The organism is Streptomyces sp. NPDC054834, from assembly GCF_053611185.1.
On record NZ_JBSGZV010000037.1, the window covers coordinates 1 to 23244 of the forward strand.

Here is a 23244-nt window from a genome sequence, read left to right on the forward strand (position 1 = left end):
CCGCGGGTCACTCGCGGGCCGCCGCCGTGCTGCTCATGTCCGCGTAGCGGGTACCGGCCACCTGCGCCGCCAGCGGTTCGAGCGCGGAGAGTTCGGCCGCGGACAGGGTGAGCGCCGCCGCCGCGGCGTTCTCCCGCAGCCGGGAGGACCTGCGGGAACCGGGTATGGGCAGGACCGTGAGGCCGTGGACGCGGGACTGTTGGTGCAGCCAGGCCAACGCGATCTGTGCGGGGGTTGCGGCGTGGTCCGCGGCGATCGCGCGGACGGTCTCGAGGAGCGCGAGGTTGGTGCGAGCCTGCTCGCCGGTGAACCGGGGCATCGTCAACCGGGTGTCGCCCGCGCTCAGTTCGCTGCTGTCGGGGAGCGCGCCGGTGAGCAGGCCGCGGCCGAGGGGCGAGTACGCGACGAACGCCACGCCGAGCTCCGCGGCAGCGGGGACCGCCGACGTCTCTACATCGCGGCTGAAGAGCGACCACTCGGACTGCAGGGCGGTGATCGGGTGGACGGTGTGGGCCGCACGCAGTTCGGGGCCGGTCACCTCGCAGAGCCCCAAGTGGCGGACCTTGCCCTCCTGGACGAGTTCCGCCATCGCGCCGACGGTCTCCTCCAGGGGGACCGAGGGGTCGCGGCGGTGCGCGTAGTACAGGTCGATCGTGTCGATGCCGAGGCGCTTCAGGCTCGCGTCGGCGCACTGGCGGACGTAGGCGCGGTCGCCGCGGACCTGGTTCCAGGTCCGTTGGCCAGGCTGCCGCACGATGCCGAACTTGGTGGCGAGGAAGACGCGTTCGCGGTGGGCGCGGACGAAGGGGCCGAGGAGCACCTCGTTCCCGCCGTCCCCGTACAGATCGGCGGTGTCGAACATGGTGACGCCCACGTCGAGGGCGGCCTGCAGGGTGTCCTGCGCCTGGGCCGGGCTGGTGGGTCCATAGACCTCACTGAAGCCCATGCAGCCCAGGCCCTGCGCGCCGACTAACGGGCCATTGGTGCCGAGAGGTACGAGCGGGAGGGTGAGGGCAGACATGGGAAGGCTCTCCTTGTTGCGGTGGGTGGCCGGGAGGGCGCGAGTGTCACGCGTGGCGGGGGATGGTGATGTCGATGATCTCCTGTACACGGTCCGTGAGATCCTCGCGATTGTGCTGGACCCAGGAGATGTGCTGGCTGCCGAAGAACGCGGCGACGATGACCCGCGCCACGGAGGCGATGTCGGTGGTGGGCCGCAGCATGTCCTCGTCCTGGGCCTGTGCCAGTAGCTCGGTGATGAGCTGGGTGAACCCGCTGAACGGCGTCGGCATGTCGGCGTCGACCAGGTTCCGCTCGATCTGCAGCCGGGCACCGGCCTGCATCACCGGGTTGTCCCGCAGGGCGACCGCGGTCTGCAGGAGGAGCTCGGCGACCGCGTCGAGCGGCGGGAGCTGCCTGGCCGTGACCGCTTCGGCGATGGCGGGCAGCTGTGTGTAGAACTCCTCGGTGACCGCGACGGCCACCGCCTCCTTGTTCGTGAAATGGAAGTAGACGGCTCCCTTGGTCATCTCGGCGAGGTCGGCGATGTCCTGGAGCGTAACGGCGGGGAACCCCTTTGCGGCGAAGGCTGTCGCGGCGGCGTTGAGGAGCACCCTCCGGGTGCGGCCGGCCCGTTCCTGCTTGAGTTCCCGCGGGGCGGCCTTGGCTACGGCGGCTGTCCGGAGATGCTTGCTCATGATCCCTCTTCCGTACGTTTCGGCGGTGCCCGGTGCGCATGCCACGCACGAGATAAGTCCCTTGCAAGATACCTCTGCGAAGGTATATTTTCACGTTGCGCCACCACGGTATTCCCGAACCCGATGGGGGAGAGACCATGGACCAGTTGTACGAACTGTCGACCAGGGTCCCAGGCGAAACGGGCACCGCAGTAGTGGATGCCTCTCTGAAGTTTCTTCAACCGGTCTCCCGGCAACTGGTCCACCGGGCCGCCGTCGCGGAGGTCTTCATCACGGACGCCTTGCAAGTGGGCCAGGACCGGTTCCTCGTGGGAGCCCAGTGGCCTCGGGACCACGCAATGTACTATCCCGACGCTCAGGGCATGGCCGACCCCCTGCTGCTGACCGAGACGGTGCGTCAGGCCTTGGTCTACCTGGCGCACGAGTACTGCGGGGTCCCGCTGGGACACCGCTTCGTCGGCAGCGATACCCACTTCGAGATCACCGACCACGAGGCCCTTCTGGTCGGCGACACTCCGTTGCACGTCACCCTGGACGCCCAGTGGTCGTGGGTGGCGAACAGGCCGCCCCGGCGCTTCGGCATGCAGGTGGACGCAGTGGTGTCCGTGGCCGGGCGCGAGTGCGCCCGGGCCGGGCTGAGTGTCTACGCCGTCGACGAGGAGCTGTACCGGCGGCTCCGCTGGCGGGGGAGGCAGGGGCAGGGCCGTGACGAGGTCGCCCGCGTCGGGCACTGCGCCGCAACTCGCCTGCCGGCGGCCGACGTCGGGCGTCTGCGGGCCAAGGACAGCGTGCTGGGCCGCACGGAGGCGGGGGAGTGGCAGCTGCTGGTCGATCTTCACCACGCCGTGCTCTTCGACCACCCCGGAGACCACATACCGCTGATGGTCACCCTGGAAGGCGCCCGTCAGTTGGGCCACCGGCTGGTCCACCGCCGCCAGGACGCTCCCGCGGGAGCGGTACTGCGCGCCGTCCAGGTGGACTGCCCTGCCTTCGCCGACCTCGACGAACCGGTGTGGCTGTGCGCCGAGTTGCAGCCGTCGGTGACCGCGTCGGACGTCACGGGGCTGCACATCACGGCCGTACAGCGGGAGGAGACCGTCGCCACGGTCACCATGGAGTGGCTGCCCCGAGTCCTGCCTGCCGCGCCCGAGAAGGTCACCTTCTCCCCTGACACGGTCGGCTCCAGCGCGGCGGTGTAGCGGTGAGCACAGACCGGCGGGCCTTCCTCGACCGCTGCCGCTGTCTTCGATGTATGAGGGAACCAAAGGCCCACCGCACCCTGTGAGTTGCGCGGACCGCGTCGGCCGGCTGACGTCCGAACTCGAAGCGGAGTCGATCAGTGGGCCCTTCACGGCCGCGAGTGCCTCCCGTGTCGGGACGTGCGCGGAGGCGTGGGTAGGCAGGGAGCGCTCCTGCTCTCGCGGCATCGACGCCTCCAATTAAGAAACCGTTTAGAAAGTATTTTTCCACATCCCTGTCCGGCTCGACAAGGAGCTGAATGATGCTCGATCATGCTGAGCCGCAAGAAAGGCAACGATCCCGCCTTTGCCGTCCGGAGCGAACAGGCGACAGGCTTGCCGAGGACGCCGTACTGCGAGCCGCCCGGGCGGCAGGGCGTGCCGCCCGGGCGGCGGACCGAGACCGGCGGCTGGCTCCCGAGGTCGTGACCGCGCTCAAAGAGGCGGGTTTCGCACGTCACTTCGTGCCCCGCCGATGGGGCGGCCGGGAAGGCGGCTTCGCCGACCTGATCACCGCCACTGCGCTGATCGCCGGACAGTGCCCCTCGGCGGCCTGGTGCGGCATGCTCTGGGCCGCGCACGGGCGCTACGCCGCCAGGCTGCCCGAAGAAGGACAGCGGGAGCTGTGGGGGAAGGGCCCGGACACACTGATCGCTGCGGCCCTGACCCCGCCCGCCGGGGCGGCCCGCCCGGTACCGGGCGGCTGGCTGCTGGACGGCCGGTGGGACTGTGTCAGCGGCGTGGACCTCTCCCACTGGGTCCTGCTCGCGGCCCCGGTGGACGACAAGGTCGCGGCCGGTGTCAGCCCCGCCGGTCCGGCGCAGGCCGCGGCATGGGTCCTGGCGGTGCCGCGCTCCGAGGTGATCGTGCGCGACACCTGGCGCAGCACCGGGCTGCGCGGCACCGGCAGCAACTCCGTCGACGTACGCCGGGTGTTCGTCCCCGATCGGCGCGCCTGCCCGCTGGGCGACGTGCTCGCCGCCGTGGTCGAGCCCGGCGCATCACCGGCACGCCAGGCGCCCGCACATCTGGCCGGCGGCCCGATGTTCTGCGCGCCGGCGCTCGGCGCGGCCCGGCTCGCTCTGCGGTCCTGGACACGCTGGGCGACGACCTCGCCCGCCGGGCGCCCTGCGGCCCTGGGTGACCCGGCCGTCCGGCGGGTGCTGGCGCGCTCCGCCGGCGAGATCGACGCCGTGGCCCTGCTGTTGGACCGGGCCGGAGCCAGCGCCGACGCCGAGCCCACCGCGCCACGCGTCGAGGCGGTCAACCGGCGCGACGCCGCGGTGGCGGCCGAGTTGCTGGTGGAGGCCGTCGAACGACTGTTCAGGACGGGCGGTGTCCATGCCCGGGACGACACCAGCGAGGTCCAGCGGGCCTGGCGGGACACGCACACGGTGGCGGCGCACGGCGCCCTGCGGCTGGACGCCGCGGCTGGCGCGTACGCCGCCTGGGGCGAGGGCGAGTGGTCGGCGCCGATGTCGTGGGGTCCGCGGTGAGCCGGCCGGCCCGCCTGGTTTTCAGCGACGTCGACGAGACACTCATCGCAGTGAAGTCCATGTTCGACTTCCTCGCGTACTACTTCTGCGGCACCCGTGGAACGTCGGGCGCCCGCCACGCGGCGGACGTCCGCCGGGACCTGTCCCGTCGGGCGTCCGCCGGCACTCCCCGGGAAGCCATGAACCGCCTGTACTACCGCGCCTGGGCGGGCGAGCCCGCCGCCCGGGTCGCGGAGCTGGCCGAGGCCTGGTACGCCGAGCGGTCGGGGGCTCCCGGCTTCTACCTGGCCTCCACGCGCCGGGCGCTGGAACTGCACCGCGAGGCAGGGGACACGGTGATCCTGGTGTCCGGATCGTTCCCTGCGGTCCTCGCGCCCATCGCCGCCGAGGTGGGGGCGACGCGCCTGCTGTGCTCGGTCCCCGGGATCCATGACGGAGTACTGACCGGCCAACTCGTGGGTGATCCCTGTATCGGAGAGGGGAAGCGCGCGGCGGTGCGTGACATGCTGCGGAGCCGGCCAGCCGTGGACCCGGCGCAGTGCTACGCGTACGGGGACCACGTCTCGGACCTGCCGATGCTGGCGGAGGTGGGGAACCCGGTCATCGTCGGCGGATCGGCGCAGCTGCGGGCGCGGCTGCCGCGGGCGCGGGTGCTACGCCCGCAGGCCGTGGACGACGTTCCCGCCCTCCTGCGCCCCACGCGGGAGCAGCGCGGGGAGGAGTCCCACAGGGCCGGTGCCTGACCGGCTGTATGAGCGAGCGCGTCCTCGGCACGCGCCCGCTCCCTCCGGCGGGGCGAGGAAGGGATGCCGTCCGCGCCGGAGGGGGCGGGTGCACCTCACCGGTGCTGCGTACGGGCTCGTGACGCCGGTCAGCCCGGCGCCGTCGCGGACAGGGCCGCCCACAGGTCATCGAACCGTCGAGCCGCGTCGGCGTCGTCGCCGGGCACGGGATGGGGGATCCCGAAGAAGACCGACATCAGCAGGCGGGCCACGGCCTGCGGGGGCAGTCCGCCCGAGCCCCCGTCGTCGGCCTGCGTCTGGGCGACGGCACGGGCCAGCAGCAGGCAGATCCGCTCCACCAGCCCGTGGTCGTTGCGGTCCAGGTGGGGGACCTCCACGGCGAGCCGCAACGCGGACCGGGCCCGCGCGTCCTGGCGCAGGTGCCGGGTGAGGTCCAGGACCGTCTCGCGCAGCGTGTCGACCGCCGCGGGTCCCGGCCGGCCGGCCCGCGCCGCACGCAGGCTCAGTTCGGCCCCGGCCTCCTCGACCAGCGCCGCCGCGAGCTCCTCCTTGGAGGAGAAGTGACCGTACAGCGCGCCCTTGGTCATGCCGGTGCGGTTGACCACGTCGAGCAGCGTCGTGCCCATGTAGCCGTGCGCGGCGAACTCCTCAGCCGCCGCGTCGAGCACCTGCTCCCGTGTACGCACTGCACGCTTCTGAACCATGCTGAGCCTCCACCCGAAGAAAACCTTCAGAAAGGTATGTTATGTGGCGGTGTGCCGAACGCATTGATATGACCTTATCCAGGTGTCACCGGAGCGTGGCGATATCCCGCCATGGCCGCGCTCCGGGCCGCCCCGGCCCCAGCAGGCCGGGACGGGCCCGGAGTCCGGCGCCCGCGTCCTCCCCCGGCAGCAGTGCTCTGATCGGGCTTGGCGGCGGACTTTTGCAGGGGGCCGCGCACTTTGCCGCCTCCTGCGGCGCGCGTCGCTCCGGAAAGCAACGCACCGCCACTTCCCCCGGGGGGCGGGTTCTACGAGATCAGGCCCAGGTGCCGCAGGTCCGCCACATACTTCTCGATCAGCGGCCGGGACAGGTGCGGGATGTCCTGCTCGGTGCCGATGCCGGCGCCGCGCACGGCTGCGCGGAACTGCTCGGCGGGCAGCGCCGACGTCGTGCGAGGGGTGAGCGGCTCCCGCCAGGCGGCCATCAGCGGCAGCAGGGAGTACGGGCGCTGCGCCTGCGGCAGCGTCTGCAGCGCGGCCTCGAACTGCTCGCGCCACTGCCGGTGGCCGCCGACCCGGCGGACGGTGATTCCGCTGTCGACCAGCCAGTCGACCACGGTGTCCAGCGAGACTCCGTCGTCGTGCGGGTTGACCACGTTGAACGTCCGGAATTCGGCGTTCCGGTAGCCCAGGGCGGCCACGGCGGCGGCGACGAAGTCCCCCGGCAGCCCGTCGTAGTGTGCCCGCGGTCGCCGGCCGTCCTCCGCGCCGCGGTAGAAGGACTCGGGCGCGATCCCCGTGGCGATCAGGCTCACCAGCAGGCGGGTGAAGGTGTCCGGCACGTTGAGCTGCCCGGCGTAGCGGGCGTGCGCCAGGATCATGCCGCAGCGGAACACGGTCACCGGCAGCCCGCACAGGTCGTGGGCCTCGCGCAGCAGCACCTCGCCGGCCCACTTGCTGGTGGCGTAGCCGCCCGCCTGCCGGTCGTCGATCGCGCGCTCCGGGCTGTCCTGCCTGATGTCGGTGTCCTCGGCCGCGGTGGCAGCGCCGTGTGCGGCCAGGGCCACGGTGGACACGTACACGACCGGCTTCAGCCGGGTGGTCAGGGCGGCGCGGACGACCTCGGCGGTGCCGACCACGTTGGGTTCGAACAGCTCCCGATACGGCAGCACGTGGTTGACCAGCGCCGCCGGGTGCACGATGAGGTCCACCGTGGCGGTCAGCTGCTGCCAGTGCTGTTCGCTCAGGCCCAGGCACGGCGCGCCGATGTCGCCGGCCAGCACGCGCAGCGCGCCGCCGGCCGTCAGTTCGGCGAAGCGGCTCTTGAGCGCGGTGTCCCCGCTGTCCAGGGCCTCCTCCAGGCGCTGCCGGGCGGTGCTGTCGTCGGCGGCACGCACCAGGCAGACCAGCGTGCCGCCCACCGGGGCCAGGCGCTCAAGCCATTCCAGGCACAGCAGACGGCCGAGGTAGCCGTTGGCCCCGGTGAGCAGTACCGTGCGCGGCTCGCCGACCGGCCGGGGCAGTGCCGTGCTCGCGGTGAGGGTCGCAGCGTCGATGAACTTGTCCAAAGTGAGGTCCCCGGCACGCACCGAGGTGGCGTGTTCGCCGTGGACGGCGGCGAAGGTGGCCCGCTGCGCCGCGGCGGCGCCGCGCAGCCGCTCCACATGGGCGGTGATCTCGCCCAGGGTGTTGGCCGGTCCCAGGACGGTTCCGACCGAGACCTCGACGCCGAAGACCTCCCGCAGGAGGTTCGCGAACGACAGCGCCGACAGCGAGTCGCCACCCAGATCGGTGAAGCGCTGCTCCGGGTCCGGCTCGACGTCGAGCCCCGGCAGCAGCGCCTGCGCGGCGCGGGCGACCGTCTCGGCCACCGGGCGGTCGTAGTCCCGCCACACCGCGCGCAGCTCCGCGGCCTGACCCGCGGCGAGTTCGGCGTAGCGCTGTTCGAGCCGTTCGCCGTACCGCTCCTTCAGCCGCGGGCGCAGTTGCTTGGTCGAGTCGGTCAGCAGACCGTTGTCCTGGCTGAACGGCACGGTCTCGACGATCAGGTCGCGCGGGACCTCGTACGGCGCCAGTCCGGCCTGCGCGGCGACGCTGTGCAGCGACCGGCTGAGTGCTGCCTTCAGCGCCGCCTCGTCGCCCGCCTGTGCGATCGCCTCGGGGGTGGGCACCACCACGGCGAGCAGGTACGCACGGGAGCTGTTGCCGTACGCGAAGATCTGCCGCACCAGCGGGCTGGCGACGAGCGCCGCCTCCACCTTGGACAGCGCGACGAACTCGCCCTGGGAGAGCTTGAGTACGTTCTTGCGCCGGTCGACGTAGACCAGTTCGCCGGGTGCGGTCTCGGCCATGATGTCGCCGGTGCGGTAGTAACCGTCCTGGTCGAACACCTCGGCGGTGTCCTCGGCGCGCCGGTAGTAGCCGGGGGTGATGATCGCGGTCTTCACCAGCAATTCGCCGCGCGGGTAGGGGGAGTCGGTGGTGGAGTAGCCCAGTTCGGGTACGTCCACGAGCTTGTAGTCGAGCACCGGGGGGCTCTGCACGCGGTGGTCCAGCATGACCAGGCCGGTCTCGGTGGTGCCGTAGCTGTTCAGGAGCGGGACATCGAGGGCGTCGCGGAGGAAGGCGGCCAGCTCCGGGGCGAGCGGGGCGGACCCGCAGGGGGCGTGGATGACTCGCCCGCCCAGCACGTGGTCGCGCAGATGCGCGATCACCTCGGCGTGGTCGGCGTCGTGCAGTTCGCCGCGTGCCGCGCGCTGGTTGAGCTGGGCGTGGTAGCTCTCGAAGAGCAGTTCGCAGACCCGCGGCACCATGGCGATCTCGGTCGGCCGGATCAGCGCCAGATCGTCCAGGAGGGTGGACAGGTCGCTGTTGGCCACGAAGTGCGCGGTGCCGCCGGTGGCCAGCGTCTTGATCACCAGCCTCCTGGCGACCAGGTGGCTCTGCGGCAGGAAGTTGGCGGTGATCAACGGATACTGGTTGTCGGCCCCCGAGGGCGGACGCCACATGAGGGACACCGTCGACTCCGGGAACATCACGCCCTTGGGCGTGCCGGTGCTGCCCGACGTGTAGATGAGGGCCGACAGCGCGCCGTCCGCGCTGCTGTCCGGCGGCAGTTCGGGCACCGGCGGCAGCGAGCCCGCGCGGCCGACCACGTCGGACAGCAGCTCCAACGCCATCGGGGCGTCCGCCGCGGCCAGCAGCCGCTCGGCGTCCGCCAGCGCCTCCCGGTGCTCGGCGAGCTCGGGATGGTGGTCGAAGACGAGGATGCGGCGTACGCGGCTCTGCCCGGCCAGCGCTTCGAGCACGGTAGCCAGCCGGTCGGTGCTGGTGGCGAAGACGCGTGGGGCGGCCTCCGCCACCAGGTGACGGATGTGGTCGACCGAGGCGTTGGTGTGCAGGGGCACGGCGACCGCCCCAACCTGACCGCACGCCAGATCGACGGTGGTGTAGTCGGTGCCGGCAAAGCCCAGGATCGCGACGAAGTCACCTTCGCGCAGCGGGTGTTGCGGGTGGTGGTACCAGTCGGCGGCGACCGCGCCCAGCCGTGACCACAGCTCGCCGTACGAGATGGTGTCGAACCGGGGCAGCAGTCGCGCGGTGACGCGGCCGTCCACGCTGACGTACTGCCTGGCGCGCTCGCCGAGTGCGGGCCGGTCGGCGTACGCCGCAAGGGTGCGCCTGACGATCTCGGACAGGCGCGGCCCGCGTCCGGCCCTCTCCTCGAAGACGCCGGCCACCGGCATGCTGTCGGCGAGTTCCGGCTCGGCCCGGAACAATTCGGCAATACGCTCCTTCCGAGTTTTCCCTGCGGAAGCGCGCACAGTGGTGCCTGGTGAATCATTACCCATGACCACGCCTTTCTGTGACCGCGAATTCTTTCCGGCACATGAGCCCGGCTGAAAGCCGAAGAGAGCCACCACGGGCCGGGCCGGCGCATGGGAGCAGAAGGCTCCGGAGGCCAAGGCGCGGTCAGCTTAGCGTGCGGAAAGAAATGGGCGCCAGGCTGTCGCGGTGGTGGGGGAGGGGTGGGGAATGGTGTCAGCGATGCCGTTCGGAATTGCTCTCGTGCGGGTGGGCGCGGCGACTTCGTGGAGATCGCCGCGCACCGCGTCCGGGGCCGTGCTCTCGCGTCGCACCGCGTCCGGGGCCGTGCTCTCGCGTCGCACCGCGTCCGGGGCCGTGCTCTCGCGTCGCACCGCGTCCGGGGCCGTGCTCTCGCGTCGCACCGCGGGCGGCCCGGGCTACGCTGCCCCCGGCGGCCGTCGCACGGTTCACCCCCCGAGGGTGTGCGGCGGCCCCGTTGTCTTTGTCCGCCGGCACGGCCCCCTGTCTGCCGGCGGTGTGCAACCGGGGATTTCCCCGGTTGCACACCGCGCAGAGGGTGTCGCTGGGCGCTGTAAAAGATACCTTGGCGAAGGTATTCTTTGGCTGGGTCCGTCGGAGTGCGCACAGACTCTGCGGCCCTGACCGACAGCGGCAGGTGTGGCTGAGGAGTGGTCGAACGTGGCAGACAGCGAAGCAGTGCTCCAACGACGGGACGCGCGCATTCACCCACCGGATCGCGTGGACGCCGAGGCGCGGTACGCCGGATCGGACGCCGGCACGGAAACGGAATGGATACCGATCGCGGACCTCGATCTGTCCCACTCGCCGCGCTCCGCGGGGGAGAACGGCGAGCACATACGGGTCCTGGCGGAATCGCAGGCCGACCTGCCGCCCATCGTCGTGCAGCGCGGCACCAACCGGGTCATCGACGGCGTGCACCGGGTCCGCGCAGCCCGGTTACGAGGGCAGGAGGCCATCCAGGCGCGCTGGTTCGACGGCGACGACGCGAGCGCCTTCGTTCTGGCGGTCCGGCTGAACGTACGGCACGGACTGCCGCTGTCGCTGGCCGACCGGAAGGCGGCGGGCACCCGCATCCTGTGCGAGCAGGAGGGCTGGTCGAACCGCGCCATAGCGTCGGCCGTGGGGCTCTCGCCCAAGACGATCGCCGCTCTGCGCGAGGCGATCGGGCGGCCCGGCGGGCAGACCAGGCTCGGCAGGGACGGCCGCGTGCGGCCCGTCAGCACCGCCGCCGGGCGGGAGCGCGCCAAGGAGATGCTCCTGCGGGAACCCGCCTCCTCCCTGCGGGCGGTGAGCGCGGTCGCCGGCGTGTCCCCGGGCACCGTCCGCGACGTACGCGACCAGCTCCACCGGGAGACCAGGGCCGTGATCCCCGACAAGCGCCGCCTCCCGCCCGCGCGTCACGTGGAGACCGGGCGGGCGCAGGCCGCGTCCTCGGGGCAGAGCAAGCTCGACCGGTCCACCGCGCTGCTGCGCTCCCTGCGCACCGATCCCTCCCTGCGGTTCAACCAGTCCGGCCGGCTGCTGCTGAGCATCCTCGCGGTGGCCGCCATGGACCCGCAGGCGCAGGAGGGGCTCGTCCTCGACCTGCCCGACCACTGTCTCGACTTCGTCGCGGAACTCGCGCAGGCGAGCGTGCAGGCGTGGCAGGGCCTTGCCGCGCGCGTGTCGCAGCGCCGGGCGCAGCCGCCCGAGCAGAGGCAGCCCGCGCCAAACGCTGAAAAGCGAGAAAAACGCGGGGCTTGACGGGCTGGTGAATTCCTTGGTTTGGTCGTTGAGGCAACACCGGAAACACCGCAAAAAAACTTCCACAGAAAGCGCGTCGAATGCGCACCGGACAACTGATCTGGTCATCTGGGTTTGGGACGGGGTGTTGGTAAAATGACCGATGCATACGGCTGGACCGGAAAGGATCGCCGGGTTCAGCGAATTGTCCACTCGGCTTCCGGGACGACGTTCCTGGTTCCGCTCGACCACTCGCTGGCCGACGGCCCGGTGGCGTCCGCCGCCGGATTCGCCACACTCGTCGAGGAAATGGCCGCCAACGAGGTGGACGGGATCATCGTCCACAAGGGGCGCGTGAGGTTCCTGCCGGCCGACGCGCTCGGGCGGATGGCACTGATCGTCCACCTCAACGGCAGCACACAGCACGCGCCGGACAAGGACGCGAAGATCCTGGTGGGCGCCGTGGAAGAGGCGGTCGCCCTGGGCGCCGACGGCGTCAGCGTGCACATCAACCTCGGGTCGGACACCGAGGCCGCCCAGCTCACCGACCTCGGCGCGGTCGCCGGCCACTGCGCACGCTACGGCCTGCCGCTGCTCGCGATGGTCTATCCGCGCGGCCCCCGCATCACCGACCCGAGGGACCCGGTCCTGCTGGCCCACGCCGCGAACGTCGCGGCCGACCTCGGCGCCGACATCGTGAAGCTGCCCTACACCGGCTCGCCCCTGACGATGCGCGAGGTCGTCGCGGCCAGCCCGATCCCGGTCGTCACCGCCGGCGGCGGCGTACTGGAGGACACCGGGAAGTTCCTCGACCTCATCGACAGCACGATGGAGTCCGGCGTGCTCGGCGTCGCCGTCGGACGCAACGTCTTCCAGGCGGCGGACCCGGGCGGACTGGCCCGCTCGGTGGCCCGCCGGGTCCACGCCGGACCCCGCTCGCTCGAGGACCTGGCCGTCCTGCGCCAGGAACTGTCCGAAGCGACCCTCTGACAGCCCCCACCCGGCCGTCCTCACCAGGCCGGCCACCCACCACACAACGTGACGACCCGTCACCGACAGCCAGGCGCGACCACGACAGCAAGCCACCCACAATCAAAGGTGCGAACATGAAATCCGCATGGATCGACCTCCGCGGCACCGCTTCCGAACTCGCCACCGCCATCGTCGAGGAAAGCACCCACATCGGCATCGAGACCGTGGTGCTGGACGACCCCGAACTGGCCGGCAAGGTCCCGCCCAACGTGCAGAAGGCCGCCGTGGTCAACGGGGAGACGCCCACCACCCTGATCGACCAGCTCGTCGATGTGGTCGACATCCTCATCGCCGACCACAGCATCGCCGAGAAGTTCGAGGGACTCCGTCCCGACCTGCGCTCCGGTGTCCTGGTCAAGGTGCTGGACGAGCAGACCCTCGACCTCGCCTGCCGCATCGCCAACGAGGCGGACCTGACCCTCGTCGAGTTCCGCCAGGACCCCAGCAAGATCCCGCTGGAGATCCTGCTGGCCGCGGCCGACAAGGCCAAGGGCTCCATCGTCACCGTCGTCGAGGACGTCGAGGACGCGGCCACCACCCTCGGCGTGCTGGAGCGTGGCTCGGACGCGGTGCTCCTGGCCCCCAAGCGGGTCGGCGACGCCACCGAGCTGATGCAGGTCACCCGGGGCGAGGCCGCCTCCCTGGAGATGGAGGAGCTGGAGATCGTCCAGCTCACCCACCTCGGCCTGGGCGACCGCGTCTGCGTCGACACCTGCTCCCACCTGCGGCCCAACGAGGGCATCCTGGTCGGCTCGTACTCCACCGGCCTGGTCCTGGTCAGCAGCGAGACCCACCCGCTGCCGTACATGCCCACCCGCCCGTTCCGGGTGAACGCCGCAGCCTTGTCCTCCTACACCCTGACGCCCGGCAACCGCACCCAGTACTTGTCCGAGCTGCACTGTGGTTCGGAGATCCTGGCCGTCAGCACCGACGGCAGCGTGCGCACGGTGGTCGTGGGCCGGATCAAGATGGAGTCCCGTCCCATGCTGCGCATCGAGGCCCGCACCCGCAGCGGCCAGCTCGTGGACATGGTCGGTCAGGACGACTGGCACGTGCGGGCGCTCGGCCCCGGCGGCAGCGTGCACAACTTCACCGAGCTGCGGCCCGGCGACGTCATCCTCGGCCACACCATGACCGACCAGCGCCACGTCGGCTACGCGATCCGGGAGTTCCTCCACGAGCAGTGAAGCCCGCGTCGGTCACGTGACCGCCTGCGGGATGCGGCGGTCACCGCGGCGCTCGGGCAACGTCCTCCACGTCCCACGGATTTGAAGGAAGAGAGTGCGTGAGATGGCGCTCATAGTGCAGAAATACGGCGGAACGTCGGTCGCCACACCTGAAAAGGTCATCGAAGCTGCACGGCAGATCCGGGCGGCGCGCGAGGACGGAAACCAGGTCGTCGTCGTCGTGTCCGCCATGGGCGGGGCCACCGACGAACTGCTGCACCTGGCATCCGCGGTGACCGCCCGCCCCGACGCACGCGAACTGGACGCCCTGCTGTGCACGGGCGAGGCCGCGTCCGCCGGACTGGTGTCGCTGGCACTCAACCACCAGGGTGTCGCGAGCCGCTCGTTCAGCGGTCCCGAAGCGGGCATACGCACCGACCACCGCCACGGCCGGGCCACGATCGTGGAGGTGGACCCACACAGACTGCGGGAGGAGCTCGCCCGCGGAGCCGTCCCCGTCGTCGCGGGCTTCCAGGGCGAGTCGATCGTCACCGGGGCCCGCACCACCCTGGGCCGCGGCGGCTCCGACACCACCGGTGTCGCCCTGGCCGCCGCGCTCGGCGCGGACCACTGCGAGATCGTCACCGACGTCGCCGGCGTCTACACGGCCGACCCCCGCACGGTCGCCGGCGCCCGCCGGCACACCGCCCTGCTGTACGAGGAGATGGCCGAATTGGCCGTCAGCGGTGCGAAGGTGCTCGCCTCCGACTCGGTCGACTACGCGCGAACCCACGGCGTCGACCTGAAGGTACGCTCCAACAGCGCCGCGATCGGCCCGCAGACCTGGGTCGGCGACGGCCGACGCGCGTCCGGGGCGGCGTCCGGGGAGTTCTGGACGCCCGCAGGCCGCCTGCGCCCGATCGCCGGGGTCGCGGGCCGCTCCGGCCTGGTCCGCTGCGTCCTGCGGCGGATCACCTCCGACCACGTCCTGCGCCTGCTCGGCGAACTGGTCGAGCGCGAGACAGAGGTCGAGCTGCGCCGCTACGGCAACCTCGGCACCGAGGACGCCGGCGACATCGCGCTCACGCTGCCCGAGGACAGCGTGGAGGAGATGCGGGAACTGCTCGCCGACACCGACCGCGGCATCCGCCTCGACGAGGCGCACTGGACGTCGAACCTGGCCCGGCTCTCCGTCGTCGGCCTGGGCATCGGCCGGCAGCCGTACGCACCGCTGCGGCTGCTGGAAGCCCTGCGCTCGGTCGGCGCCGCACGCACCGACCTCCACGTCACCTCCAACCGGCTCAGCGTGCTGACCGGTCGCAGCGACCTGGCCGCGGCCACCCAGATCGTCCACGACACCTTCCTGTCCGAGCCGGCGACGCCCCTGGTCCACCCGGCGGACCCGGACCACGCCCGCGCCCCCTGGCCGCTGGCCGCCGGGCGCGGACAGCTCGACGCGCTGCCCGCCCTGGCCGCCGCCGAGTGACCCCGGCCCCCACACCACGAGGGAGAACACCGATGTCCGTCATCCCACTCGACCCCGGCCGTCCGGGCGGGCCGACACCGCCCGGCCTCGCCGGCGGGCCGGGGCCGGAGGGCCTTCGATGACCGCCACACCGACCTTCGACCCCACCTCCGACGACCAACTGGCCGACCCCTACCCCCTCTACGCGCAGATGCGCGCACAGTGCCCGGTACTCCACGACTCAGGCCGGGACATCTGGATCCTCACCCGCCACGAGGACGTGGCGCGCGTCGTCCACGACCCCGAGACCTTCTCCTCCGAAAGCGCGGTGCGGATCACCACGGGACCCGAGTCCGACGAGGTCAAGCAGGTCCTGGCCGAAGGCTGGGCGCTGACGCCGAACCTGACCGAGAGCGACGGCGAGGAGCACACCCGGCTGCGCGTGGCCGTCAACCGCGTCTTCACACCGCGGCGCGTGGCGGCGCTGGAGCCCTTCGTCCGGGACACCGCCGAGGAGCTGATCGACCGGTTCGCCGCGGACGGCCGGGCCGACATCATCGAGGGCTACGCCTGGCCCCTGCCGCTGATCGTCATGGCACGGATCCTGGGCGTGCCGCCGAGGGACGTGCCGCTGCTGCGGCAGTGGAGCTCCAACTGGCTGAAGCTGTCCGTCGGCACCGGCGAGCCGGCCGAGCGCGTCGAGTGGGCCCGCGACGTCGTCACCATGCAGCACTACGTGATGGGGCTGCTGGAGGACACCGACCGGGCCGGCGAGGACTCGCTCGTCTCCTCGCTGGCGCAGTACGGCCTCGAGCACGGACTCGACGACGTGGAACTGATGCGCATCGTGATGAACCTGATCATCGCCGGGCACGTCACGGTCACCCGCGCCATCGGTAACGGCCTGGTCACCCTGCTGCAAAACCCCCGCCAGCTCGCCGCTCTGCGCGCGGGTGAGGCGTCCGCCGAGGCAATGGTCGAGGAGATCCTGCGCTTCGAGTCCCCGGTGCAGGGCCTGTTCCGCACCGTGACGCGCGAGACCGAACTGGGCGGCAGGCACCTGGTGCCCGGCGACCGCGTGATGGTCCACTGGGGCTCCGCCAACCGGGACGGGTGCGTCTTCGACAACCCGGACGAGTTCACCCTCACCGGCAGGCCCCGCCGGCACCAGATGGCCTTCGGTCGCGGCGTCCACGCCTGCCTCGGCGCATCCCTGGCACGACTGCAGCTGCGCGTCGCCATCCCGCTGCTCTTCGACCGGCTCCCCGGGCTCCGCCTGGGCCCCGCCGGATCCCGCACCCGCGAACGCCTGGTCATAGCCCGCGGATTCGAGGAACTGCACCTCCACTGGAACGTCCCACCGCTGCGAGAGGCCGCATCATGACCGCACCAGCGCCCGGCCCGCAAAGCGTCGCCGGCCGGCCCGGGACCGTGTAGGCGGCCGCCATGACCTACGACGTGATCGTGATCGGCGGCGGATCCGCCGGCTGCGTCCTCGCCAACCGGCTGAGCGTCGACCCGCGGCGCTCGGTCCTGCTCCTCGAGGCGGGCCCCGACTTCGCCACCACCGACGACACACCATCGGACATCAAGGACGCGACCTACGCCCCGTACACCTACGACTGGGGCTACCGCTCGGTCCCGGACGCCTTCGGCAACGAGGTGCCCGTGCCGCGGGGCCGCGTCATCGGCGGCAGCTCAGCCGTCAACGTCTGCGTCGCCATGCGGGCCCGGCCCTCCGACCACGACGCGTGGGCCGCCGCGGCCGGCCCGGCTTGGGGCTACGCGCAGATGCTCCCCCTCTACCAGCAGATGGAGCACTACCCGTACGGCGAGGAGAAGTACCACGGCCTGGGCGGCCCCTACCGCATGACGCTGAGCGCCCCCGAGGACCTCGGCCAGCACGCCGTCGCCGCCCAGCGGGCCGGCGTGCGCCTCGGCCACGCGGAGGTCGTCGACTTCAATGCGCCCGGTGTGCCGGGATTCGCCCGCACCCCACTCAGCGCGGCCGGCGGCATACGGTTGAGCACCGCCATCGGCTACCTCAACCCCGTGCGCGATCGGCCCAACCTGCAGGTGCGCGGTGAGACGCTGGTCGACCGGGTGCTGTTCGGCGGCACCCGGGCCCGGGGCGTGCGGCTGGCCACCGGGGAGGAGATTCCCGCCCGGCACGTCGTGCTCAGCGCCGGCGCCTACAACTCGCCCGCCATCGCCCTGCGGTCGGGTATCGGCGACCGCGGCGACCTGAGGGCACTCGGCATCGATGTGGTGGCCGACCTTCCCGGGGTGGGGCGCAACCTCACCGAGCACCCCGCCTACTGGAACGTCCACGCGGCCAAGCCGCCCCAGGCCGAGGCCCGCTCGGTGTTCGGCAGCGTCCTCAGCGTCGCCACCGGGCCGGACGAGCACGACTTCGACGTGCAGATCCTGCCCTCCGCTGCCGTACCGGCCGGCAGTCTGCCCGAGCAGTTCGTGCCGCGGGCCGAGAATCATCCCACCGGCTGGGACATGGTCTTCTTCGTCTCCTGCGTCCAGCCCCGCTCCCGCGGGAGCGTACGGCTGGCGTCGCGCGACCCCGAGGACGCGCCGACGATCGACCTCGGCCTGTACACCGCCGCCGATGACGCCGAACGGGTCGCCGACGGGGTACGTCTGGCCCGCCGCCTGGCCCGCACCCGCCCGCTGGCCGACCTGCTGTTCGACGAGCGGGTGCCGGGCCCGGACATCAGCGACCGGGAACTGGCCGACGCCGTCCGCCGCGCCCCGGCGCACTACAACCACGGCAGCGCCACGATGCGCATGGGCCGCCCCGGCGACCCGACCGCCGTGGTCGACGCCGACGGCGCCGTGCGCGGCGTCGAGGGACTGACCGTCGCGGACGCCTCGGTGTTCCCGGCGATGCCCCGCGTGGCCACGAACGTCCCCGCCATCGTGGTCGCCGAGCGCATCGCCTCGGTACTGCGCGAACGACTCGCCCCGCACACCTGATCCCCACCACCAGCCGAAGCCGGGCGAGCCCGGCGCACCAACAGGAGGATTCCGTGTCCACGACCGTCGAAGCCGTACAGGTCCTGCGTACCCGCTGGTCGTCCGAGAACGAGGCCGACCGGTTCACCGTGGACGACCCGGCGACCGGCCGGCCCCTGACGGTCGTCCAGGGGGCCGACGCCGACCGGGTGGATGAGGCGGTCAGGACCGCCCACGAAGCCCACTACGCGTGGAAGGCCCGCACCCCACGCGAGCGCGGCCGCTGGCTGTGGAAGGTCGCCCAGGTGATCCGCGAGCACGCCGACGAGATCGCGGCGCTGGAGTCCAGTGACAACGGCAAGCCGTTCACCCAGGCGCGCCAGTTCGACCTGGAGGGTGCGGTCACCATCTTCGAGATGTTCGCCGGCCTGTGCGAGGCGATGCCCGGCCAGGCCCGCGACGCGGGCAGCATGCTCGACGTCACGGTGCGCGAGCCGTTCGGCGTGGTGGGCGCGATCGTGCCGTTCAACTGGCCTCCACTGCACACCGCGGGCAAGCTCGCCCCCGCTCTGGCGGCAGGCAACGCGGTGGTCATGAAGCCGCCGGAGCAGGCGCCCCTGTCGGTGCTGCGCATCGCCGAGCTGGTCCAGTCGGTGCTGCCGGACGACGTCGTGCACATCGTGCCCGGCGGCGGTGAGGTCGGCGCCCACCTGGCCGGCCACAAGCTGGTCGGCAAGATCTCCTTCACCGGCGCGCCCACCACGGGCCGGGCCGTGATCAAGACGGCTGCCGACAACCTGACGCCGACGCTGCTGGAACTCGGCGGCAAGAACGCCCTGATGATCTTCGAGGACGCGGATCTGGAGTCGGCCCTGCCCTGGGCGGTCGAGGGCGGCTACTTCAACCAGGGCGAGGCGTGCACCGCCTCCTCGCGGGTCCTGGTCCACGCCGACCTGCACGACGAGGTGGCCCGCCGCCTCGCGTCCGCCGTCCGGCGGCTGAAGGTCGGCGCCGGCTCCGACGCGGGCACCCACGTGGGCCCGCTGGTGAGCCCCGCACAGCGGCAGCGGGTGCTGGACTACCTGGACATCGGTGTCGGCGAGGGCGCCACCATCGCCGCGCAGGCACCCCTGCCCACCGACCCCGAGCTGGCCGACGGCTACTACGTGCCGCCGAGCCTGTTCACAGGCGTCACCCCCGACATGCGGATCGCGCAGGAGGAGATCTTCGGGCCCGTCGTGTGCCTGATCCCCTTCCGGGACGAGGCCGAAGCCGTCCGCATCGCCAACGGCACCGAGTTCGGCCTGGTCGCCGGCGTGTTCACCCGCGACTCCGAGCGCGCCCTGCGGGTCAGCCGCGAGCTGCGGGCCGGCGTCGTGTTCGTCAACCACTACAACCGCGCGTTCACCGGCACGCCGTTCGGCGGTGTGGGCGCCAGCGGGTACGGCCGTGAGCACGCCCTGGAGACCTTGCAGGAGTACAGCTTCAGCCGCAGTCTGCGCCTGCCCTCCGGCCGCGAGTCGATTCCCCGCTGGGCGCCCTCCCTCGACGTCGTCGACGAAGCCTGACCGGCATACGGACATCCGCAAGGTGGTGGCATGTGAGTACGACGATGCGCGCGGCGGTCTGCGTGGAAGCGGGCGGTCCCGAGGTCCTGCAGATCCGCGACCTGCCCATCCCGGAGGTCCGCGACGGCTGGAGCCTGGTCCGCGTGGAAGGCGCGGGCCTGAACCGCTCCGAGCTGAGGACCCGTCAGGGACACTCCCCGAGCGTCTCCTTCCCCCGCGTGCTGGGCATCGAGTGCGTGGGTACCGTGGCCGACTCCACCGACCCCCGGCTGCCGGTCGGGACGACGGTCGCGGCGGTCATGGGCGAGATGGGCCGCCAGTTCGACGGCGGCTACGCGCAGTACGCGCTGCTGCCGAACGCCCTGCTGATGCCGGTGACCACCACCCTGCCGTGGGAGGTCCTGGCCGCGCTGCCCGAGACCTACCTGACCGCGCACGGCGCCCTGGACGCCCTGGGCATCCTGCCTGGCGGGGGACGGCTGCTGATCCGCGGCGGGACCTCCTCGGTGGGGTTGGCGGCGGCGCGGATCGCCGCCGCCCACGGCATCGAGACCGCGGCAAGCACCCGCAACAGGGGCAAGGCCGATGCACTGAAGGCGGCCGGCGTCGACCATGTCCTCCTGGACGACGGCCGGCCGCCGGTTGATGCCGTGCGCGCGCTATGGCCCGACGGACCGGACCACGTCTTGGACCTGGTGGGGACCCACTCCGTGCCGGACTCGCTGCGGCTGGTGCGCCGCGGCGGGACGGTGTGCGTGGCGGGTTCGCTCAGCGGCTGGCTGATCCCCGATTTCGAACCGATCGCCATGATCCCGACCGGGACCAGGCTCACCGCCTTTCACAGCGACACCCTCAAGGGCAGCAGCGGCCAGGCTCTGTTGCAGCGGATCGTCGACGCGGTTCAGGCGGGCGTCTACCGCCCCCACCTCGACCGCGTCTTCGCCCTGGACGACATCGTGAACGCCCACCGCCGCATGGAGGCCGACCAGGCCACCGGCAAGACGGTCGTGCTGCCCTGGGCCGACGCCACCGGCGGACGAACCGGCCGATGACCCACCACGGCGCGAGCAGAAACCACATCCCCAGCGGACCAGGAGCGCAGCCATGATGACCGAGTTCGTCGAGACCGCCGTCGTCGGAGGGGGCCAGCAAGGGTGCTCGGTCGCGGGCTCCCTCGCCCGGCTCGGCTACCGGGCGGTGGTCTTCGAGCGGGGAGAGATCGGCCAGGCTTGGGCGAAGGAGCGCTGGGAGAGCCTGCGCGTCAACACGCCCAACCGGACCGTCACCTTCCCCGGCATGCCCTACGACGGCGACGACCCCGAGGGCTACATGCCCGCCCGCGAGGTCGCCTCGCGGCTGCGGCGCTACGTGGCCGAGGCGGGCATCGGCGTGCGCGAGCACACGCCCGTGCGGTCCGTCGAGTCACCCGTCGAAGCCCCCGCCTACCCCGACGCACGCTTCCGGCTCCACTTGGAGAACGGCCAGAGCGTCGAGGCCCGCAACGTCGTCGCCGCCCTCGGCGGCTACTGCGCGCCGCGCCTGCCCGAACTGACCGCCCGGATCGATCCGTCGATCACCCAGCTGCACACCCGCTACTACCGCACCCCCCAGTCCCTGCCGCCCGGCGCGGTGCTCGTCGTCGGCTCGGGCAACAGCGGCCAGCAGATCGCCGAGGACCTCAGCGACGCCGGCCGGCAGGTGTACCTGGCGGTCGGCCGCCACAAGACCTCGCCGCGCCGCTACCGGGGCGCCCAGGTCCTGGACTGGCTGCAACTGCTGCCCCTGGAGGGCAACTTGGAGTCCGCGTCCGGCGGGCGCGGCAACTCGCCGGTCCTGCCCGGCGTGTCGGTGCTCACCGGCAAGGCCGGCGGCCGTGACCTCAACCTCGGTGTGCTGGCTCGCAAGGGCGTCACTCTCGTCGGCACCGTCCGCGATGCGCACGGTGACGTCCTGCACCTGGAGGACAACGTCCGCGCCATCGCGCGGGACGCTGCCCGCGCCGAGTCCGAACTCCTCACGGCCATCGACACCGCGATAGCGCGGCACGGCCTGGTCGTGCCCGAGCGCACGCCTGTAGCTCCTTTCGACGACTCGCTGTTCGCGGACTACGGGGACAAGCTGGACCTGGCCGCCCAGAACATCACGTCGATCGTCTGGGCCACGGGATTCGTGCCCGACTACCGCATCCTGCCCCCCGCCGCCCTGGACGACAGCGGCATGCCGGTGCACCGTGCGGGGGCAGGCACCCTGCCGGGGCTGTACTACGCGGGCCTGCCGGAGGGCGGCTCGGTGATGCCGCTGCTCATCGCCTCCACCCGGATCCAGGCCGAGCGGGTCGCCCGCGGCATCCAGCTCGACAACACGCTGCGCCACCGCTCGCCGGCGGCGCTCGGCCGGCTCTGGGGCTGACCCGAGCCGGCGTTCGGCAACCTGGCCGACGCGAGCAGCGGCGCCCGGCGGGTCCTCCCGCCGGGCGCCACTGCGTTGACCGCGCGTCGGCGGCCCGTTCGTGCTGCGCTGCTGTCTCGCCCTGCCTTGTCGCTGGTGCGTCGTCTGCTGCCGCCCGGCCCCGCACGCACAGCCCGTCGGTGGCCGCACCGGCCGGGACCGGCGGATGGCGCCGGCGTCTTGATGGGCGAGGCAAGGGTCCGGCGATCTCCAGCGGGGCAGCTCCGCTAGTCGGTGATCCGGTAGTGGACAGCTCGCTTCCCGGTCGCTTCACCGAGCTGGAGGGCGATCTCGGCCGCGATATGGTCGGCTGTCTCCAGCGATGGCGCGCCGTCGACATCGACATACCAAGTACCGGCCAGCTCCCAGGATGCCTGGATGGTGGTGCCTCCAGTGCGAAGTGTGAGTAGGTGATCGTCCTGGACGATCTCGCACTGGAAGGACCTCGGCTGGAGGGCTGTGGCCAGGCTGACGCGGAGGGCCGGCCAGTCGTCGCCTTCTGCCGTGCTGATCGTGTATTCGGGCATGGACGCATCGTGTCAGCTTCGGTGGGTGCGTCATGTGGGTGGTGGTGGGACTGTGGTGGAGGGGCGGTTGTCCCGGAGCAGTGCCCGGAGCTGCCGGTGTCTGACAACCGGTGAGCAGGATCGGCGCGCCCTTGCGGTCGGCGTGGTCGAAGGCCCTCTCCAGCGCGGGAAAGATGCCGCTGAGCGCGTCGTGGAGCCGGTTGAGCAGGCGCACTCGGTCGGCGATCAGGTCGGAAGGGTCAGAGGTGAGCAGGGCCAGGTCCGCGGCGAGTCGGGCGGGCACGTCGACGAGTTGGACGTCGCGCCGCGGGCGCGCTGTCTCGGCGATCACGTAGGCGTCCCTGGCATCGGACTTGGCTTCCTCGCGGCAGGCGCCCGACATGCGGTTGACTGTCCGGCCAGAAACAGAGACGGCGCGTTGACCATGGGCGGCCGGTACGGCGAGCAGGAGCGCGGATGCGGTGCCGGTGATGTCCACGGCCCAGCACGCCTCCTCCGCCAGGTCGAGGATCTCGCCGGGCGCGCTCAGGGTCTCGCGTGCATCGTTGAGAACTTTCCGGAACTTACGGAGCGGCCCTGGTCATCCGGCCGATGACACGGACACGCCGACGGCGCCGCCCCA

Annotated in this window: 17 protein-coding genes and 1 pseudogene; 12 read left to right on the top strand and 6 right to left on the bottom strand. The window is 71.9% G+C overall.

The annotated features are described in order from the left end of the window. Window positions 1-7 precede the first annotated feature (7 nt). Window positions 8-1021, bottom strand: coding sequence for an aldo/keto reductase (locus ACWGJM_RS35235; RefSeq protein ID WP_453415833.1), 1014 nt, complete (start codon window positions 1019-1021; stop codon window positions 8-10). Between the two features lie 46 nt (window positions 1022-1067). Then, window positions 1068-1697, bottom strand: a complete 630-nt coding sequence (locus ACWGJM_RS35240; protein ID WP_453415834.1) for a ScbR family autoregulator-binding transcription factor — start codon at window positions 1695-1697, stop codon at window positions 1068-1070. A gap of 137 nt (window positions 1698-1834) precedes the next feature. Here ACWGJM_RS35240 and ACWGJM_RS35245 point away from each other — a divergent pair, with 137 nt between their 5' ends. The 3 genes from ACWGJM_RS35245 (at window position 1835) to ACWGJM_RS35255 (ending at window position 5174) form a co-directional block, all read left to right on the top strand. Then, window positions 1835-2896: a ScbA/BarX family gamma-butyrolactone biosynthesis protein gene (locus tag ACWGJM_RS35245; RefSeq protein ID WP_453415835.1), complete on the top strand. Its 1062-nt coding sequence runs from the start codon at window positions 1835-1837 to the stop codon at window positions 2894-2896. A gap of 464 nt (window positions 2897-3360) precedes the next feature. After that, window positions 3361-4431 carry an acyl-CoA dehydrogenase family protein gene (locus ACWGJM_RS35250; RefSeq protein ID WP_453415836.1) on the top strand — a complete coding sequence of 357 codons (1071 nt, stop codon included), beginning with the start codon at window positions 3361-3363 and terminating at the stop codon, window positions 4429-4431. Further along, complete coding sequence (locus ACWGJM_RS35255) at window positions 4428-5174, top strand: HAD family hydrolase (RefSeq protein WP_453415837.1); 747 nt, start codon at window positions 4428-4430, stop codon at window positions 5172-5174. Before ACWGJM_RS35250 ends, ACWGJM_RS35255 begins: the two co-directional genes overlap by 4 nt. A 128-nt stretch (window positions 5175-5302) precedes the next feature. On the opposite strand, the gene ACWGJM_RS35260 is transcribed toward ACWGJM_RS35255, so the two are convergent. Together ACWGJM_RS35260 and car are read right to left on the bottom strand one after the other, a co-directional pair. Further along, entirely contained in the window at window positions 5303-5878 is a 576-nt protein-coding gene (locus ACWGJM_RS35260) for a TetR family transcriptional regulator (protein WP_453415838.1), read from the bottom strand. Window positions 5879-6186: 308 nt separating this feature from the next. Then, window positions 6187-9702, bottom strand: coding sequence for a carboxylic acid reductase (gene car, locus ACWGJM_RS35265; protein ID WP_453415839.1), 3516 nt, complete (start codon window positions 9700-9702; stop codon window positions 6187-6189). 682 nt (window positions 9703-10384) lie between these two features. On the opposite strand from car, the gene ACWGJM_RS35270 reads away from it, so the two are divergent. From ACWGJM_RS35270 to ACWGJM_RS35310, 9 genes are all read left to right on the top strand, one after another. Continuing rightward, on the top strand, window positions 10385-11470 hold the full coding sequence (locus ACWGJM_RS35270; RefSeq protein WP_453415840.1) for a hypothetical protein: 1086 nt from the start codon (window positions 10385-10387) through the stop codon (window positions 11468-11470). Between the two features lie 135 nt (window positions 11471-11605). Further along, the gene (locus tag ACWGJM_RS35275; RefSeq protein ID WP_453415841.1) at window positions 11606-12439 is read left to right on the top strand and encodes a 2-amino-3,7-dideoxy-D-threo-hept-6-ulosonate synthase; all 834 of its coding nucleotides are present in this window, start codon (window positions 11606-11608) and stop codon (window positions 12437-12439) included. A 116-nt stretch (window positions 12440-12555) separates the two neighbouring features. Beyond that, a complete protein-coding gene (locus ACWGJM_RS35280; RefSeq protein ID WP_453415842.1) occupies window positions 12556-13668 on the top strand; it encodes a 3-dehydroquinate synthase II family protein in 1113 nt (370 codons plus the stop codon). Window positions 13669-13771: 103 nt separating this feature from the next. After that, window positions 13772-15133 carry an aspartate kinase gene (locus tag ACWGJM_RS35285; protein ID WP_453415843.1) on the top strand — a complete coding sequence of 454 codons (1362 nt, stop codon included), beginning with the start codon at window positions 13772-13774 and terminating at the stop codon, window positions 15131-15133. A gap of 118 nt (window positions 15134-15251) precedes the next feature. Further along, window positions 15252-16496 carry a cytochrome P450 gene (locus ACWGJM_RS35290; protein WP_453415844.1) on the top strand — a complete coding sequence of 415 codons (1245 nt, stop codon included), beginning with the start codon at window positions 15252-15254 and terminating at the stop codon, window positions 16494-16496. A 62-nt stretch (window positions 16497-16558) separates the two neighbouring features. After that, a complete protein-coding gene (locus ACWGJM_RS35295; protein ID WP_453415845.1) occupies window positions 16559-18100 on the top strand; it encodes a GMC family oxidoreductase in 1542 nt (513 codons plus the stop codon). Window positions 18101-18153: 53 nt separating this feature from the next. Then, window positions 18154-19647 (top strand): aldehyde dehydrogenase family protein, encoded by a 1494-nt coding sequence (locus ACWGJM_RS35300; protein ID WP_453415846.1) that lies wholly within the window; start codon window positions 18154-18156, stop codon window positions 19645-19647. A gap of 32 nt (window positions 19648-19679) precedes the next feature. Then, window positions 19680-20699, top strand: a complete 1020-nt coding sequence (locus ACWGJM_RS35305; RefSeq protein WP_453415847.1) for a zinc-binding dehydrogenase — start codon at window positions 19680-19682, stop codon at window positions 20697-20699. 52 nt (window positions 20700-20751) lie between these two features. Beyond that, the gene (locus ACWGJM_RS35310; protein ID WP_453415848.1) at window positions 20752-22056 is read left to right on the top strand and encodes a flavin-containing monooxygenase; all 1305 of its coding nucleotides are present in this window, start codon (window positions 20752-20754) and stop codon (window positions 22054-22056) included. A 266-nt stretch (window positions 22057-22322) separates the two neighbouring features. Here the strand turns inward: ACWGJM_RS35310 and ACWGJM_RS35315 are convergent, their stop codons facing one another. Both ACWGJM_RS35315 and ACWGJM_RS35320 read right to left on the bottom strand, forming a co-directional pair. Beyond that, window positions 22323-22622 (bottom strand): hypothetical protein, encoded by a 300-nt coding sequence (locus ACWGJM_RS35315; RefSeq protein ID WP_453415849.1) that lies wholly within the window; start codon window positions 22620-22622, stop codon window positions 22323-22325. A gap of 88 nt (window positions 22623-22710) precedes the next feature. Beyond that, window positions 22711-23178 (bottom strand): annotated as a pseudogene (locus ACWGJM_RS35320) (IS110 family transposase); the annotation flags it as partial. Window positions 23179-23244: the final 66 nt, after the last annotated feature.